Here is a 17,246-nt window from a genome sequence, read left to right on the forward strand (position 1 = left end):
GGCGCATTCAAACACAATCTACTCTAAACATTTTTCAAAACGTTGCCTGCGCTCCAAATTTGATACGCAAAAAGCGATAGGTAGTAAAATGAAACGTTACCTGACTTATACCTTTTGCATGAAAAAACCTCAATTCCACCTCCTCAATCAGCATTCCGGGCTCCTGATCTCCTTTTTCGCTTTTATTCTTTTGGTTGCTTATCAAACCAGCAAGGAAGAAGGCCGGACGTGGAGCGTTTACAAAGCAGACTCCCACAGCACCAGCTATTCTCCTTTGGATCAGATCAATACCGCCAATGTTACCCGACTTCAGCCAGCCTGGACTTTTGCTTTAAAAGACATGAAAGACGGCGCACGTCCAGGCAGCGCGGAATGTAATCCGGTCATTGTCGACGGCGTCATGTACGCGACTTCCGCGAAGCATTGGGTTTATGCAGTGAATGCATCAACGGGTGAGCAAATCTGGTCTTTTGATCCGTTTGCGGGTGCGGAAGGTGGCGGCGTAAGTCGCGGAGTAACTTATTGGGAAAGTGAAGGCGGTAATGAAAAAAGGATTTTGGTAACGGGCGGGGATAACCTTTTTGCGTTGGATATCAAAAGCGGAAAACCGATTCTGGATTTTGGCAAAAATGGCAAAGTAAGCATGAATGTCGGGTTAAGGGACGATCCCAAAACCATTTCTGTCATTCCCACTTCCCCTGGTATTATTTTCAAAGACTTGTTGATCATGGGCGCGGAAGTGTCCGAGTTATATGGCGCGCAGCCTGGTTACATCCGGGCCTATCATTGCAAAACCGGCAAGCTCGTCTGGACATTCCATACTATTCCATTGCCAGGCGAACCGGGTTATGAAACCTGGCCAAAAGATGCTTACAAATATGCGGGCGGCGCCAATGATTGGGGTGGCATGAGCGTAGATACGAAACGAGGAATGGTCTTTTTGGCAACCGGCTCACCTACCTATGATTATTATGGCGCCGACCGTAAAGGCAAAAATCTGTACGGAAACAGCGTGGTCGCATTGGATGCCGCAACCGGAAAATATGGCTGGCATTTTCAGACCGTCCACCACGACCTTTGGGATTACGACCTCCCCTGCCCTCCAAACCTGGTAACCGTTAAAAAAGACGGTCCCGACGGTCGGACCCAAAAAGTGGATGCCGTGGCGCAGGTAAGCAAACACGGTTTCATTTTTGTTTTTAACCGTGAAACCGGAGAACCACTTTTCCCGATTGAAGAACGCAAAGTACCTGCATCCAACATTCCCGGCGAAGAAGCCTGGCCCACCCAGCCATTTCCGCTGAAACCGAAACCTTTCGCAAGACAGTTCATGACAGAGTCGGATTTAACGCATTATACCAATGCTGGTCATGATTCTATCGTGAAAAAATACCGCTCCATGCGGTATGAAGGCCTTTTTACTCCTCCCGATCTGAAAGGGACTTTAATGCTGCCTGGCTCCCGCGGCGGTGCAGAATGGGGAGGAGCAGCGATTGACCCAACATCGAGCGTATTGTTTGTTAAATCCAATGACTCCCCCGAAATCGAATCCATGAAAAAGGTTGATTTGGAAGAGGCATCGAAGAATATGTCTGTTTTTCAACAAGGAAAGTCTCTTTACATGACATATTGCGTGGCTTGTCACGGGAAAGACAAAAATGGGGATGAACCGACTTACCCTTCATTGATTGGCTTACGGAACCGGTTGACGAGGGAAGCCGCATTGGATAAAATCAAAAAAGGAGCAGGGAAAATGCCTGCTTTTGCCAGCGTTGTCAAAGGAAAAGACAAAGCGATTATTGCATTTTTGTACGAAAGAGAGCAGCATAGTACCAGTGCTGTGACCAAATTTGAAACAGGCAAAACCAAACCTGGCGCAGACAAATACCTGAATCTCACCGCTTACGGCCACTTCCGTGACCCAAATGGCAATCCTGCCCTCACGCCACCCTGGGGAACATTAAGCGCTGTTAACCTCAACACAGGGGAATACGAATGGCAGGTACCGCTGGGCAATGATGAAAAAAGGCAGCAAAAAAATGGCCCGGAAACAGGACAGGAAGGTTCTGCCGGACCGATCGTCACAGCTGGCGGACTCGTTTTCATCAGCGGCACCAACGACAAAAATCTCCGTGCATTCGATAAGAAAACGGGCAAACTGCTCTGGAAAACGGAACTTCCAGGGATCGCCAATGCCACCGCATGCACCTATATGAGCGGCGGCAAGCAATATGTTGCATTATCCGTCGGGGGTACGAAGGAAAATCCTTCCGGGTTTATCATGGCGTTCAAACTCCCGTGACCTTTGCCGGCTACAACGGGTATTCACTTGCAAGCTGTTGATGGTCAATGGATTCCTGTGAATTTCAAATGGGACGACACCGCCTTTCACGCATTGGAATTGAAAAGAGGTTTTGTCCTCAAAAGAATACGTACCGGCAATATGAACGTAACATTGGTACAGTAAACCGCCTGGCTCATTGGGTTGGGGTTTAGAAGCTGTTAGCTGCGGCCGTCGCACGGTTAGCTTTTTCGAAATTGCAGCCAGTCATCAAGCTAATCGCTAACAGCTAATAGCTTTTCACCCAGCTTTACGTCTATTTTTGTAGCTTCCCATTTCCTCATGCCTTTTTTGAAAGACTTTTTTCTCAGGACTCGACATATTGCTTTTTACGGGGCGCTCATGGCCATTCTCGTTTTCGTTTTGAAATGGCTGCAATGGAAATTCCTGATTGTTGATAATTCGCTCGAAATATACATTGGCTTAATTGCCATCTTTTTTACTGTATTAGGTGTATGGGCCGCCATGCAGCTTATCAAACCCAAAATCCAGACGGTCGTAGTAGAAAAAGAAATATTTATTGAACCGCCGACAGAATTCGAAATCAATGAGGATGAGTTGAGAAAGCTTAACCTCAGCAACCGCGAACATGAAGTATTACAGCTGTTGACCAAGGGTTATAGTAATACTGAGATCTCTGAGACCTTGTTCCTATCATTGAGTACCGTGAAAACCCATGTATCCAGCCTCTTTGTAAAAATGGATGTTAAAAGCAGGGCGCAGGCCATTGAAAAAGCAAAACGGCTGAAAATAACTGCGTGAAAAACCTGGACTTTAGTATGAAATCGGTCGGACAAATGCAATCGGTACTAAAGTATGAAGTCAAAAACTAACGTCCATCTTAGTTTTGCCCTGAACCTAATGCAAAAACAATGAAAAGAAATGTATTGATTTTCGGACTGATCCTCGGTGTAATCCTTTGCGCAAATCTGGTGTACATTGTAGACATCTGCTACAACCACCCCGACTTTGTAGGTAATGATGTCGTTGGCTACACCGCAATGGTTGTCGTTTTCTCCCTCACCTTTTTTGGTATCAGAAACTACCGCAACAAAGAACTTGGCGGCTTCATTTCGCTAGGAAAAGCATTTAAGACAGGCGCACTCATTGCGCTGATGGGTTCAACCATTTATGTCATCGTCTGGCTGTTTTATTATTATTTATTTGTGCCCGATTTTATGGATAAATATATTCCGCACGTATTGAAAGATGCCGCCCGAAACGGGGCCACAGCCAGGGAATTGGCATCTACAAACACGGAAATGCAAAAGTTTAAGGAAATGTATAAGAACCCACTATTCATCGTCCTCATTACTTATGTGGAAGTCTTGCCGGTCGGCCTTATTGTTTCGCTGATTAGTTCTTTGATTTTGAAAAAGAAAGCGAATGTGTAAAAGCTCCTCCGCCTTTCCGGACTCTTTTTGCACTATACAACCATCTTATCAAACACTTTCCGCTGTTCTGCCAGGGATTTGACTTTATCATCGGGATTGGTATGACATTCCAACAGTACCCAGCCTTTGTAATCCATTTTGATCAGGTTTATAATCAGCTCGGGGTAAGGATAATCCGTCCTGTCCAATTCGCGAACATGAATTGTGTCGCCAAAATATTGTTTTACAAGATCAAAATTGGATTGGAACCCTTTGCCGTTCAAATCCTGCGGATTACAGTTCCAGCAGATCTTTGCGTTTTTATGATCGGCATATTCCATAATCTTTTTAGTGTTGGGCAGTTCCTGTGTTTGCTCGCCGTGCACTTCCAAGCGCAGTTGCTGCCCAAAATCAGCGGCATAAGCCGCCAGTTCATGCAACGACTTTCCAATTTGCGCAAGGGTCTGCTCCACGGGCACATCCTTGTGCAATGCATTGGGTTTCACCTTAACCCCGGTCCCGCCCACATCGGCACTCAGCCGGATGAACTCTTTAGCACGTTCGATGGATATTTTGAGCTTTTCCTGATCAGGGAAGTCGAACTGCTGGTTCGTTCCCAGGCCGACGATCTTAACCGGGCTGTCTGCAAATTTCTTTTTCACCTCGGTCCGTTCAGCGGCCGTAAGCTCAGGCATTACCTTATGTGCGTGCTCCACCCGCAGCTCCACACCATGGATGTGGGTTTCCGAAAGGTTTTTGATGATCGTTGGAACGTCCCAGTCTTTTCCCCACAGGTAGGTAACAAAACCCAGCTGCATTTGCGGCTTTTTTTGCAGCGCATTTGCTAGCAGGTCCGTAGATAACACCGTTGCACCTGCGAGGAGCGAAATTCTTTTCAAAAATATGTCTCTGCCTATCAACATCGTTTTGTCTTTTAAATGGATAATCTAAACCAGAAGACAGAAACCTGTTAAATATCATCGGATACCATGACATTTCCATGCAGCATATTAAATATCGGGATGTTGCTTGTGGATTTTTTGGAATGCCCTGATCAAAACCTCTTTGATTAATTCCAGTTTCATTGGCTTAGCCATATAATCGTCCATCCCAATGCTCAAACAATTATTTCTGTCTTCATTCATCGCATTAGCAGTTAACGCAACAATATAGGGTAGCGGGCCATATTGCTCCCGGATGACCTTTGTTGCTTCGAGACCGTCCATTTCAGGCATTTGCACATCCATTAATATCACGTCATAAGAATTCTTCGCCAACCTGGCCAGCACTTCGGCTCCGTTGCTGGCGATCTCAACCTCATATCCCATCTTTTTGAGCACATAACGGATAAACTTTTGATTGACCAAATTATCTTCTGCAACCAGAATCACCAACGGATACTCGGCCGCAAAGTCTTCATGAAGCAATACCTGTTTTTCTTTTATACCGGACAATGCAATGGCTGCCATGCCTTTTTCTGATATCCGGCTGCTCAATTTGGTCATGATGTGAAATTGAAACACTGAGCCAATCCCATATTCACTTTTCACGGAAATCTCGCCACCCATCAGCCTGATTAATCTTTCACTGATCACCAAACCGAGGCCAGTTCCGCCATATCTGCGATTGACGGAGGAATCCACCTGTGAAAATGCCTTGAACAAATTGGAAAGATCGTCCGATTTAATCCCGATCCCTGTATCCTTCACGATAAAGCCAATGCCCATTTCACCGTTGGCCGCTTCGGAATGCTTAAAAATGTTGACAGAAACTTCGCCCTTAGCCGTAAACTTGATGGCATTACTGATCAGGTTTGTCAAAATTTGTTTGAGCCTCAAACTGTCCCCAATCAGGAATTCCGGCAGATCTGGGTCAATGTGGTACAATAAGTCAATATTTTTCTTCGATGCCGTCAAGGCAAAAAGGTCTTTAATCTCTCCAATCGTCAGTCGCAGCTCATACTCCCGCTCTTCCAGATCCGTTTTTCCGGATTCTATTTTTGAAAAATCAAGAATGTCGTTAATCACATTCACCAGCGTCTCCCCGCAGCTTGCGATTGTTTTGGTGTATTCCCGCTGTTCATCGGTCAATTCTGTTTCCGACAATAATGCAGTCATACCAATAACCCCGTTCATGGGCGTCCTGATTTCATGGCTCATGGTAGCCAGAAAAATGCTTTTAGCCTGATTGGCACGTTCAGCTTCTTCTCTGGCAAGCTGTTCCTGATCGTGCTGTTCGTGCAGTTCCTCTGCTTGTACGCGCAGTTCTTCGGACTGCGACTGCAATTCTTCATTCAGTAATTGCAGATGGTCCGATTGCGCGTGCAATTCCTCGCTTTGCTTTTGTACGGTCGTGGTCCGCTCTTCGACCAATTTTTCCAATACCGCTTTTTGCCTGATCATCGCGTTGACGCGGTACCTGTGAAGCAGATAAGCCGAAGTCAATATAAACAAAACTGCCGCTAACCTAAACCACCAGGTTGCCCAAAAAGGCGGTGTAATAATGATCGCCAGACTGTCAGTACCTCCTATCCATTCTCCTGCAATGTTCTGGACCTTCACTTTAAAAAGGTAACGCCCCGGCGGCAGGTTGGTGTACACCGCCGTATTTTCGTTACCCACATAGTTCCAGTCCTTATCAAACTTTTCAAGGATATATGCGTAGTTTTTTTGGTTTGAAATATAATCCAGGGCTGCATAATCCAGGGAAATGAAGGATTGGTCATGTGAAAGTGTGACCGAGCGCGTTTCAGAAATGTCCTGCGACAAAACGGACTCCATATCTCCGCTTTTTGCGGCGGTAATATCCCGGTTGAATATTTTGAAACGAGTAATTACGATGGGATACCGGCCATTGTCCTGGCTGATCTGGCTGGGATTGAATTTGTTAAAACCATTTACCCCGCCGAAATACAAATTACCCTCACGGTCTTTATAACCCGACTTTTGCTTAAACTCCTTTGCCTGAAGTCCGTATGCGGTGGAATAATTCTGAAATTTTTCAAGTTTCGGATCAAATTTTGACAACCCTTCATCGGTGCTGATCCACAACATTCCCATAGCATCTTCGACAATCGCTTCTGTCACATTGTTAATGAGACCGCTCTCAGTAGTATACTTTTTGAACTTGTGGCTTACCGGGTCAAACCGGACGAGCCCTTTTAGCGTGCAAAGCCATAAGATCCCGTTACGGTCTTCCACCAGGCTGTTAACGGAACTGTTGCTTACTGTTTCATTCCCTGAAACCGTAAACGCGGTAAAGGTATCCGATGCTTTATCATAACGGCTAAGCTGACCGGAACCTGTGCCAAGCCAAAGGTTACCCTTACGATCAGTCAGAAAGCAATTGACGGTATTGTCAGACAGACTTTTGGAATTGGAAGGATCATTTAAATAATGCTTAAAAATCTTTGTCGCCGGATCATAGGCATCAATTCCCTGACCGTAAGTGCTCAGCCATATTTTATGGTCAGGTGTCTTTGCCAGCGCGTATATATCATTATTTTGTAGACTGGTGGGTACTTCGGGCTGGTGTTTGAAAACGGTGAACTGGCGTGTCTTCGGATCAAAGACACTCACGCCCTCGCCCCAGGTGCCGACCCATATGTTTTGGTCATCGTCGCCGATAATAGCCAGAACATAATCTCCCGAAATCGCATTGCCTGATTTATTATGCTGGTAAGCTTTAAATTTTTGGGTTTTGGGGTCAAACAAATTGAGTCCCCCGCCGTCCGTACCGATCCACAGGTTCCGGGCGTCATCCTGATAAAAACAGAGTACAGAATTATTGGAAATGCTATTTTCGGAAGAGTTATGTTGAAAATGCTCGAAGCTGTTATTGCTTTTATAAATGTTGATACCGCCGCTGTAGATACCCAGCCATAGGTTGCCCTGCCGGTCCTTATAAATGTAATCAACTGAGTTGCCTGCAATGCTGCTTGGATCGATTTCATCATGCTTGTAAGCCGCGAAAGTCCAGGCTGTGGTATTTAGAATATTGAGCCCTCCGTTTTCAGTCCCGACCCAAATGCTCCCATTGTTTTCATTAATACTCGTAACCGTATTAATTGATATCGATGAAGGATTCTCCGGGTTGTTTTTAAAGCGACGGAATGTTCCGTCATTCGATTGATAGAGGTTGAGGCCACTCCCATACGTTCCGATCCAGATCCTGTTTTTACTATCCTGGTAAACGCATCTTACGTCATTTCCGGACAGCGAAGTTTCCGAGTTAATATCTGTAATAAATCGTTTGAATAGGCCGGTATGCTGATCCAGCAGGTTCAGGCCCGATGAAGTCCCTGCCCAGATACGTCCTTCCCGATCACAAAAAACGGTATTTACATTATCATCACTCAGGCTTTTCTCATTTTTCAGATCAAACTTGTAATGGGTAGTTACGATCTGCTTCACGGGATCAAAAACGTCGAGTCCGCCGGTGGTCGCCAACCATAAGTTACCTCCCTTGTCGAAAACAATCCTGTTGATGAAATTGCCGGCAATGCTTGTTTGATTCTTTTTGTCGGAGAGGTAATGTTTAAAGAGCCCTTTTTTCCGGTCGAACCTATTCAATCCGCCTCCGCTTGTCGCAATCCAAATATTTCCGGACCCATCTTCTGCAAGGCTTGTTATAACATCATTGCTCAGGCTGTTCTGGTCTTTTTCATCATTCTTATAGGTTTTGAATTCCGTTCCGTCGTACCTGTTTAACCCACCATTTGTTCCAATCCAGACAAAACCTTTCCTATCCTGAAATACGCAGTTTACATGATTATCAATCAGTCCGTTTTCCGAAGAAAGATGCTTAAAATGAAGAGGCTTGCTTTGCCCGAATGCTACTGCTGACAGCCCTTGCAGCAGCCATGCATAATAAAAAAAGCACAAAAATAGCTTCATGTTTTTTCTCGCCAAACGTAAAATTACTTCGTAGATTTTTACGCGGTAATATACGTTTAAAAAGCGCTTGCACACTATTTTCTCAGGAATTTGATTTGGGTCCGGCGCCTGTTCATCACCCCTGATCCGCTTAATAAGTTTAGAAGTTAATCTGATGTAACTTATTGATTATTAGTTACCTTCAAAACTGACTCCTTCAACGTTCATCTCATGGAATTCCCAAATCTTTCCGGGCTATTCGTAGTCAAACGCAAACATAGAGCGGTTATCTTTTCTATTTTACTGGTCCTATTTTCGGGGGTCACTTATGTGTTTGTTTACATTCCGGAAAACCAGAGAAATCTGGAACAATTACGTTTCCGCAGTCTGCAAACCATTGATAACAACGTACATTCCAAAATCGATAATTCGGTTGTCCTGCTTAACCAGCTGCTGGAAACATTTAAAAACCAAAGGCCAGAGTATAATTACAATAAAGATACGCTGCGGGAATATATCAGGACTTACCCCAATGACAAGTTCAAAGTGAGTCAGGTCGACTCCATGCCCGCCACAAGCGAGGTATTGAAGACGGATAGTCTTTCGTCCACAATATTTAGCAATAATGAGATAACTGTTATGCTACAAAAAAATCAGCATGTAATCAGCCTCAAGTATTACCTTAATCGATTCATCGAACCCCTATTACCGGCCGAGATCTTTGACCAGTATCTCTTGCTGGATTCCGCAGGACGAGTACTTTACCAGACTTTTCCGAGTGGGGTTACCGAATTAAACAGGGATTCGCTACAAGGCCATAATGATGCCTTTTTGCACAGGGAATTGGGCGAACTGCGGTTAGGCGGCTCAGATTACCGGTTCTTCACCCAACGTCTGAGTATTGATAAGATGCACCAGATCATGATCCTTGGGCTGTTAAAAACCGAAAATTATCAGCAGTTAAAAACTCAGCTTCCGGAAACATTGGTGTTGTTACTGGCGATTATTGGAATTGCAATAATCGTTACAATGCCCTGGGTTAAACTTTTTCATTTGGGCAATCGCGAACGCTTGACGACAACGGACGGCATCCTCTGCTTTCTACCCGCAGTGATCCTGATGTCAATTCTTGCTTATGGTTTTGTGAAATACAACGAATTCCTCAGGCCAGACAGCGAATATCCACAAACAATGAAGAAGACACTGGCTGATGGTATTGAGAAGACATTCATTTCCGAAGTCAACAACGCCTATGCAATAGTCCATGAAATGGATAAACTAAGTCTCACATATAAATACAACGCGGTAGATATCGGTGCATCTCCCGACAGTCTGGATTCGAAATCCGCTTCCGATAGTGTGCGTTCATTGAGAAAAATCCGTTTGCTTTCGGAAAAGTTAAAGATAAGCCAGGTCTTCTGGCTGAATCACAAAGGCGATGAGGTATTGAATTGGACCGCTGGCCGCAAGAACGCTCCTTCGGCTAATTACGCGGCAAGAGGCTATTTCAGGCAACTTGTAGATAAGAGGCCCTATTATTTAAATGACAACAAAGCCAAGACCTTCTCTCTTGAACAGGTAACTTCCTGGACCAGTGGAAGGTTCACATCAGTTTTGTCCATCCCATCCTGTAAAGAAAACATTTATACCTCAATCTCATTCCGGCTGGAAAAATTAAGTGGCAAGTTGGTTCCTGCCGGATTCTCCTACTGTATCATTGACAAAACAGGGAAAGTCTTATATCATGATAATCAATCGAAAAATCTGAATGAAAATTTGATCAATGAGTTTTCCGAGAATGAGAAACTTAGCAACGCAATTATTTCGGAAAACGAAAAATTTTTTGTGACAAAATATTTTGGCAAGGAATATAGGGTCTTCATACGGAGTATGAAGACTATTCCTTATCATATTGTCATTTTTGAAGACACATCAATTCATAATTCCATTGAATTAAAAATCATAACCTTTATTCTATACATGCTGGTTGGATTATCTATTTTCCTGGCATTGGTATTCATGATCGCGCTGTCCACCAACTCATCTTTCTGGATTAATGGCACATTCGATTTCACTCGATTTGGTCCTAAGAAAGAATATCATTACCAATACTGTTTAAATATTATCTGGAATCTGTTTAGCATTGCATATCTGGTGGTATTGTATAATTATACCTCAATCCTACAATTTCTTCTTATTCTTTTTGTGACAATTTCGTTTAATATAATTTTTGAAAACTATCGTCTGTTCGTATGGCGCAATATGTTGGGTGATAGTTTAAGTTTGATAAGGGTCAGGATTTTCTTTATACTTTTTCTCGCAGTAGTCGCACTTAATATTGTCGCTTTAATCAAAACTGAAAACAAAATGCCGTGGATTTTTCAGTTATGGGTATTTCTGTTTGGCCTGCTATCCACTTTCCTACTCTATCTTCTTCCAAATAACAATTCTAAAAAAATATTTAACCAATATGGGTTTGAAAAGAGTTTTTCTTTGATGGTATTTACGCGATTGATCATTATTATTGGAATTCCTGTTGCGGCGTTTTATGTATCTGTCTATAACAATGAAAATATGTTATTGAGCAGATTCAGGCAGAGTTCATTCATAGCCGAAAATATTTCAAAAATAAATACACAATCATCCGAGGTCGAGTTTAATGGCGCAGTTCCCGATGGTGTATGGATTAATAAAGTGAGCCATTCCAGCAATAGCTCGTATAAGCCAACGTGGGATAAAGAAAGCGAAAACAAGTTAATTGGTTATCTGACCGGCGGAATAATATCAAGCGACTATCAAAATCCAAAAGGATTTAAATACAATAATTTTGAAGGCGGCAAGAGTGAAACATTCTTTTCAGATTCCAAAGCAGGCAAGCTAAGCTTATTAAGTCTTCCACTTGGCTATTCTTTCCCAAATTTTGTTGCTGGATCTGCAAACTCTCCATATCATGCATTTTATTGGTTAATGGTAGCCCTAGCGCTTGGTATCCTGTGGTACACCTTTCATAAGGTACTTCTCAAACTTTTTGGGTTGGATATTTTATTAGATCAAACGACAAATGACTTCGATGGGATTTTCAAAAAAGATGACGGGCGTAATTTGTTTGTTATTTCTCAACCCAGCATCATTGCTGGCGAAGGGACAGTGAACGAGATTTGCAGACTCATAACAAAAGGTGTTATCAAGGGAAAAGATAACAGGCATTTGCACATTGACTGTCCTGACAAGAGCTTTAAGCCATACCACTTTACGGACATGAGCTTAGCTCCTACTTCAGATGAAAACCCTGAAAAAAATAAACGCTGGCAAGATCAGTTAAGCACGATATTTGGAGAATTCAAACCATTCATTATCCTCGCTAATTTCGAAAACAACATTAGCAATTCTTATTCCAACCAGCTAAAATTTGATTTAATCGAAAATTTAGTTACCAATGACCGTTCAAGGATTATCGTTAATTCCGCGATTAATCCATATCAATTTTTTGAATCGCTTAGTACTGGAAGTTCAGGCGCCCTTGATGCAACCACGGGATCAGAACAAGTTTTGGCTCGATGGTCATCATCACAACGCCACTTTAAAATAGTTTTCAAGAATATGAATGCCATAAAAGATAGTGCAGGGGCAACGCCAGATTCCTCAGAGCAAAATTCATCCAGAATTACGAATAATCATGCCTTTTCACAGTCAATCAGGCGACCAGTACAAGACAGCCGGAGCAAGTCTAAATATGACAAGAACATTAAGATAGACTCCGATACCTATAATCTAACGGAATCATTGCCTGACTCTCATTTTCAAAATTTATGGATGTACTTAACCAGTGAAGAAAAATTCCTTCTATATGATCTGGCGGAGGATGGCCTTGTAAATACACACGATAGTCGAAATTTGTCTATTTTAATCAGCAAGGGTCTGATGGTACAAACTGAATCTGGAATCAAACTTTTCAATGACAGATTCAGGAATTTTGTCCTTGCTGATATTGGTAATGCTGATGCCGTAAAAATAAGGAAACAGATCAGTGAAAATGGAACTTGGGTTCAATTGCGAACACTACTGATTATCATTTTAATAACCTCGTTCGCCATCGTTTTCGCATCCAATCAAAAAGTATATTCTGCTTCATTAAGCTATATTACGGCTATATCCGGCGCTGTCGCAGCTGTCATTCAGTTCTTTTCATTATTTAAGGCGTCGGGAAAGTGAAACCTTCATCTTGACATCTCATCCACGCATCTTCGCAATTTCTTGCACCAGATCGAAATGTACCAGCACAAGAGTCATTAAACCCGCTTTTGACAACCTTAGGTAATGTTCGAACAGTGCAATTGACTTACAATAGGGCACGATATTTTTGTAAGTTGCTAAATAGATTGAAAATGATGTTAAACCTTGTTCCTATTTAGCAGCAATGAGTATTGAACCCTCTAAATCACAATTCAACACCTTACCAAAAACTTTGACTGGCATCCAGGGATTGGATGAAATCACCCAGGGCGGTCTTCCTGAGGCCAGACCAACCTTAATATGCGGCGCAGCCGGATCCGGAAAAACCCTCTTTTCGATGGAATTCCTCGTTCATGGTGCCGTCATGTATCATGAGCCAGGCGTTTTTATTGCCTTTGAAGAGAAAACCGACGAACTTTCCATTAATGTCGCCTCCCTCGGGTTTGACCTTCAGCAGATGCAGGCTGACAAGCTGATCAAGCTGGATCACGTTCGCATTGAGCGCAGTGAAATTGAGGAGACTGGTGAGTATAACCTGGACGGTTTGTTTATCCGGCTGGGGTATGCAATAGACAGCATTGGTGCCAAACGCGTCGTTTTAGATACAATCGAAAGCTTATTTTCCGGACTTACCAATGAGGCTATCCTGCGAGCAGAGCTCAGACGGTTGTTTGAATGGCTGAAAGAAAAGAAGGTAACTACCATTATTACCGGTGAAAAAGGCGACGGAATGCTCACTCGTCAGGGTTTGGAAGAATATGTGTCCGACTGCGTGATCATGCTCGACCATCGGGTTGAAAATAAAATTTCCACCCGAATTTTACGCATCGTCAAATATCGGGGCTCCGTACATGGAACCAATGAATATCCATTTCTGATCGATGAGGAAGGCATTTCCGTGTTGCCCGTCACCTCTTTACTTCTCAATCACGAGGTTACTTCCGAACGGCTTTCATCCGGTATTCCAGAGCTGGACAGGATGCTTGGAGGTGAAGGATTTTTCAGGACCAGCAGCATTCTTGTATCCGGTACCGCTGGGACAGGCAAAACGAGCATTGCAGGAAGCTTCGTCAATGAGGCCTGCTTGGATGGAAAGCGAGCCATTTACTTTGCTTTTGAAGAATCCCCTCATCAGATCGTCAGGAACATGCGTTCGATCAAGATCGACCTCCAGACCCACATTGATAAGGGCCTTTTGATTTTTAGCGCTTCAAGGCCAACGCTTAGGGGATTGGAAATGCACCTGTTATCCATTACACGGCTGATCGAGAGATTCAAACCTGCTGTAATTGTCCTGGATCCTATCAGCAATCTCATCACTGTTGGCTCGGCGAGTGAAGTGAAAAACCTCCTGATAAGGCTTATAGATTTTCTGCAAGCCTATCAAATAACGGTCATGTTTACCTCATTGGCATTGGGTGACAAGCGGGCGGAGCAAACAGATGAGAGCGTTTCGTCCCTGGTGGATGCATGGCTGCTTCTGAGGGACATTGAATCGAACGGTGAGCGCAACCGATGTCTTTACGTTATGAAGTCAAGGGGCATGAAACACTCGAACAAGGTCAGGGAATTTCTGATTACAGATAAAGGACTCAGGCTGGTCGAAGTTTTCGTCGGCCCGGATGGCGTGCTTACCGGTTCGGCAAGAGAAACCCAGCAGCTATTGGAGAAAACGGATGTTGCCCTTCGCGACCAAGCCATTACGCGCACCGATCGCGAGATTGAACGGAAAAGAACGTTGCTTGAAGCAAAAATAGCGTCAATGAAAGAAGAATTTGAGTCTATAAAGGAAGAGCTCAATAAAACTTACATAGCGGATAAGCTTAAACAAAGTATCCTGGACGAAAATAAAAAGGAACTGACCCAAAAGCGGGATAAGTCGATATAAACCCTTCAAAGTTAAACATGGAAGAACAGGAAGAAATATGGGAACTCAGACTGTATGTCGCGGGGAAAACAACCCGGTCGGTGGCAGCGCTCACCAACTTGAAAAGATATTGTGAAGAGCATCTTAAAGATAAATATGTCATTGAGGTAATTGACTTGCTGGTACAACCACAATTGGCGGAAGGTGACCAGATCCTGGCCATTCCAACACTTGTAAAAAAGGTACCTGAACCTATTCGCAAGATCATTGGGGACCTCTCCAATGAGGAAAAAGTATTGGTTGGTCTTAACATTCGTCCCGCAAATAAAACGGAATGAATAGCGAAACCCAGCCCCAATCTGATGAAGAAGAGGAGCGCTATGTGCTGCGCTTATTCATTATAGGTGCTTCCCTGAATTCCATGAGGGCAGTAGCCAATTTGAAAGAAATTTGTGAAAAATACATTAAAGACAACTATTCCCTTGAGATTGTGGACGTACATCAGGAGAAGTCGATCGCTGCGAAAGAGCAGCTCATCGCGCTTCCAATGCTGATTAAATTAAGTCCCAGTCCGGAGAGAAGGTTGATTGGTGATATGTCAGACACTCCGAAGGTCTTGAAAGGCCTCGGAATTTCTCAGATGTGAGTATGAATACAGTAAAGACCTACGAAGAACTGATCAGGGAAAATGAGGAGCTTTCCCTGCGCCTGGAAGAAGCTACCGAGACAATTACGGCGATCCGTACTGGTCAGGTGGATGCCCTGGTCGTCAATGACGAAAGCCTTGGTCACCAGCTCTACACGCTCAAAACTGCTGACCAGACTTACCGGGTTTTTATTGAAAAAATGAATGAAGGCGCTGTCACGTTGAATGAGCATGGCGTTATTCTTTATTCCAATTCGATGTTCGCTTCAATGTTGGAAATACCCTTATCTAAGGTTGTGGGTTCAACTTTTAAGTCTTTTATACCAGCCGAGTATCAGGAGCTTTTTCAAGTACTTTTTCAAAATGGCTGGGTACAAGATACTAAAATGGAGCTGGCGGTCCGGAAAAGGGATGGTCTCGTCCCGTGTCAGTTATCTGTCACTACCCTGCAATTGGATGAGGGCCGCTCTTTAAGTGTGATTATTACTGACCTGACAAGTCAAAAAGACATTGAAAATCAGCTGAAAGCGAACAATAAACGGCTGGAAGAAATTAATTCAGAGCTGGAAGCCAGCAATTATGATTTGCAACAGTTCGCCTCCGTCGCTTCACATGATCTTCAGGAACCTTTGCGAAAAATCCTGATTTTTTCCAATATGCTTAAGAGTAGGCACGATGAAGATTTTCCTGCCGAAAGCAGGATACAGCTTGAAAAAATCGTTTCGGCATCGTTAAGAATGCGTGCCATGATCTCCGACATTCTGAACTATTCCAGACTATCCACCCACTTTGACAATTTTGAGCAGGTCAATCTGAGAGAAGTTGTGATGGAAATTTTGGAGGACTACGAAATTCTTTTAGCCGAAAAAAAGGTAGAGGTAGCCATTGGCGATCTACCTGAAATTCAAGCAAACCGGGCCCAGATCAAGCAGGTTTTTCAAAATCTCATCAGCAATTCAATCAAGTTCTCTAAAAGTGACCAGACGCCTTTAATTGAAATTAACCCGCAACCATCAACGCAACAAGCCACGCCAGGATCTGATGAAGACCCTACCTGCACAATCCTGATCAGTGATAATGGCATTGGCTTCGACGCGGCTTATCAGGAAAGGATATTTTCCCTTTTCGAAAGATTGAATACGAAAGATAAATACGAAGGCTCCGGCATCGGGTTGGCCATCACTAAGAAAATCGTTGACAAACACAACGGCACTATCTTCGCTGACAGCGTCCTTGGCGAAGGAGCCCGGTTTACCATTAAGCTTCCAATGAAACAGCAGGTGAAGGCCAACTTGAACAATCGAAATTCCGTCTCCACAAGATCCAATGTCCACCCAGCGTAAATAGTTTTTAGCCCTGGAGAAGGAACATGATTTCAGTTTGCCATTTGTTTGGATCTGGCTCATTATCCGGATCAATGAGATAAAATTCTGTACGCCCGCCCCATTCGACGAGGCCTTCGGAAGTTGTCGTTTTCTCTTTCAGACCCTGCGTTTTGATCCAGCTCTCCAAAGCCATATGCCCTTCCATCATATTTTTAAAATCACCCGTGTAGACAATGCTGGCATAAGTCCCTGCTGGAAATGCGCCGCCTACAATGCGTCCGTCACCCTGAACAAGTGCATGCACCGTGAACCCCACTTCGCATCCCATTTCACCTTGGACGTTCATGGATTTATAATGAAAAAAATCAACGCCCGCAGGTTCTATACGATGATGATTCATCCATTCCTTCACTTCCGGGATCAATGGCGGAAGTATATTCGGGATATCACGCTGGTGTACGCTTTTCTGGATCACAAGATAAGGGCGTTCCGGGAGATGCTCGATTTTAGGTTCTGAAAGCATGACGTCTGATTTAGTTTTTCAATCACAAATATATTGCTTCGTAAAACTACCAAAAGGGTGTGAT

Annotated in this window: 12 protein-coding genes; 9 read left to right on the plus strand and 3 right to left on the minus strand. The window is 43.7% G+C overall.

Going from position 1 to position 17,246, the window contains the following annotated elements:
* Positions 1-118 precede the first annotated feature (118 nt).
* From FHS68_RS17525 to FHS68_RS17540, 4 genes are all read left to right on the plus strand, one after another.
* The gene (locus FHS68_RS17525; RefSeq protein WP_167272546.1) at positions 119-2,302 is read left to right on the plus strand and encodes an outer membrane protein assembly factor BamB family protein; all 2,184 of its coding nucleotides are present in this window, start codon (positions 119-121) and stop codon (positions 2,300-2,302) included.
* A 3-nt stretch (positions 2,303-2,305) separates the two neighbouring features.
* Positions 2,306-2,467, plus strand: coding sequence for a hypothetical protein (locus tag FHS68_RS17530; protein WP_167272549.1), 162 nt, complete (start codon positions 2,306-2,308; stop codon positions 2,465-2,467).
* A gap of 216 nt (positions 2,468-2,683) precedes the next feature.
* On the plus strand, positions 2,684-3,103 hold the full coding sequence (locus FHS68_RS26680; protein WP_310588592.1) for a response regulator transcription factor: 420 nt from the start codon (positions 2,684-2,686) through the stop codon (positions 3,101-3,103).
* 110 nt (positions 3,104-3,213) lie between these two features.
* Positions 3,214-3,735: a DUF4199 domain-containing protein gene (locus FHS68_RS17540; protein WP_167272555.1), complete on the plus strand. Its 522-nt coding sequence runs from the start codon at positions 3,214-3,216 to the stop codon at positions 3,733-3,735.
* A gap of 32 nt (positions 3,736-3,767) precedes the next feature.
* Here the strand turns inward: FHS68_RS17540 and FHS68_RS17545 are convergent, their stop codons facing one another.
* Together FHS68_RS17545 and FHS68_RS17550 are read right to left on the minus strand one after the other, a co-directional pair.
* Entirely contained in the window at positions 3,768-4,637 is an 870-nt protein-coding gene (locus FHS68_RS17545; protein ID WP_167272557.1) for a sugar phosphate isomerase/epimerase family protein, read from the minus strand.
* Between the two features lie 87 nt (positions 4,638-4,724).
* Positions 4,725-8,609 (minus strand): hybrid sensor histidine kinase/response regulator, encoded by a 3,885-nt coding sequence (locus FHS68_RS17550; protein ID WP_167272561.1) that lies wholly within the window; start codon positions 8,607-8,609, stop codon positions 4,725-4,727.
* A gap of 210 nt (positions 8,610-8,819) precedes the next feature.
* On the opposite strand from FHS68_RS17550, the gene FHS68_RS17555 reads away from it, so the two are divergent.
* The 5 genes from FHS68_RS17555 (at position 8,820) to FHS68_RS17575 (ending at position 16,677) form a co-directional block, all read left to right on the plus strand.
* Positions 8,820-12,800: a PDC sensor domain-containing protein gene (locus tag FHS68_RS17555; protein WP_167272564.1), complete on the plus strand. Its 3,981-nt coding sequence runs from the start codon at positions 8,820-8,822 to the stop codon at positions 12,798-12,800.
* A 205-nt stretch (positions 12,801-13,005) separates the two neighbouring features.
* Positions 13,006-14,709, plus strand: coding sequence for a circadian clock protein KaiC (gene kaiC, locus FHS68_RS17560; RefSeq protein ID WP_167272566.1), 1,704 nt, complete (start codon positions 13,006-13,008; stop codon positions 14,707-14,709).
* A gap of 17 nt (positions 14,710-14,726) precedes the next feature.
* Entirely contained in the window at positions 14,727-15,026 is a 300-nt protein-coding gene (locus FHS68_RS17565) for a circadian clock KaiB family protein (RefSeq protein WP_167272570.1), read from the plus strand.
* Complete coding sequence (locus tag FHS68_RS17570; RefSeq protein ID WP_167272573.1) at positions 15,023-15,334, plus strand: circadian clock KaiB family protein; 312 nt, start codon at positions 15,023-15,025, stop codon at positions 15,332-15,334. Before FHS68_RS17565 ends, FHS68_RS17570 begins: the two co-directional genes overlap by 4 nt.
* 2 nt (positions 15,335-15,336) lie before the next feature.
* Entirely contained in the window at positions 15,337-16,677 is a 1,341-nt protein-coding gene (locus FHS68_RS17575) for a sensor histidine kinase (protein ID WP_167272576.1), read from the plus strand.
* Between the two features lie 7 nt (positions 16,678-16,684).
* On the opposite strand, the gene FHS68_RS17580 is transcribed toward FHS68_RS17575, so the two are convergent.
* Positions 16,685-17,182 (minus strand): GyrI-like domain-containing protein, encoded by a 498-nt coding sequence (locus FHS68_RS17580; protein WP_167272579.1) that lies wholly within the window; start codon positions 17,180-17,182, stop codon positions 16,685-16,687.
* Positions 17,183-17,246 lie beyond the last annotated feature (64 nt).

Origin of the sequence: Dyadobacter arcticus, assembly GCF_011762185.1 — a bacterium.
GTDB classification, from domain to species: domain Bacteria; phylum Bacteroidota; class Bacteroidia; order Cytophagales; family Spirosomataceae; genus Dyadobacter; species Dyadobacter arcticus.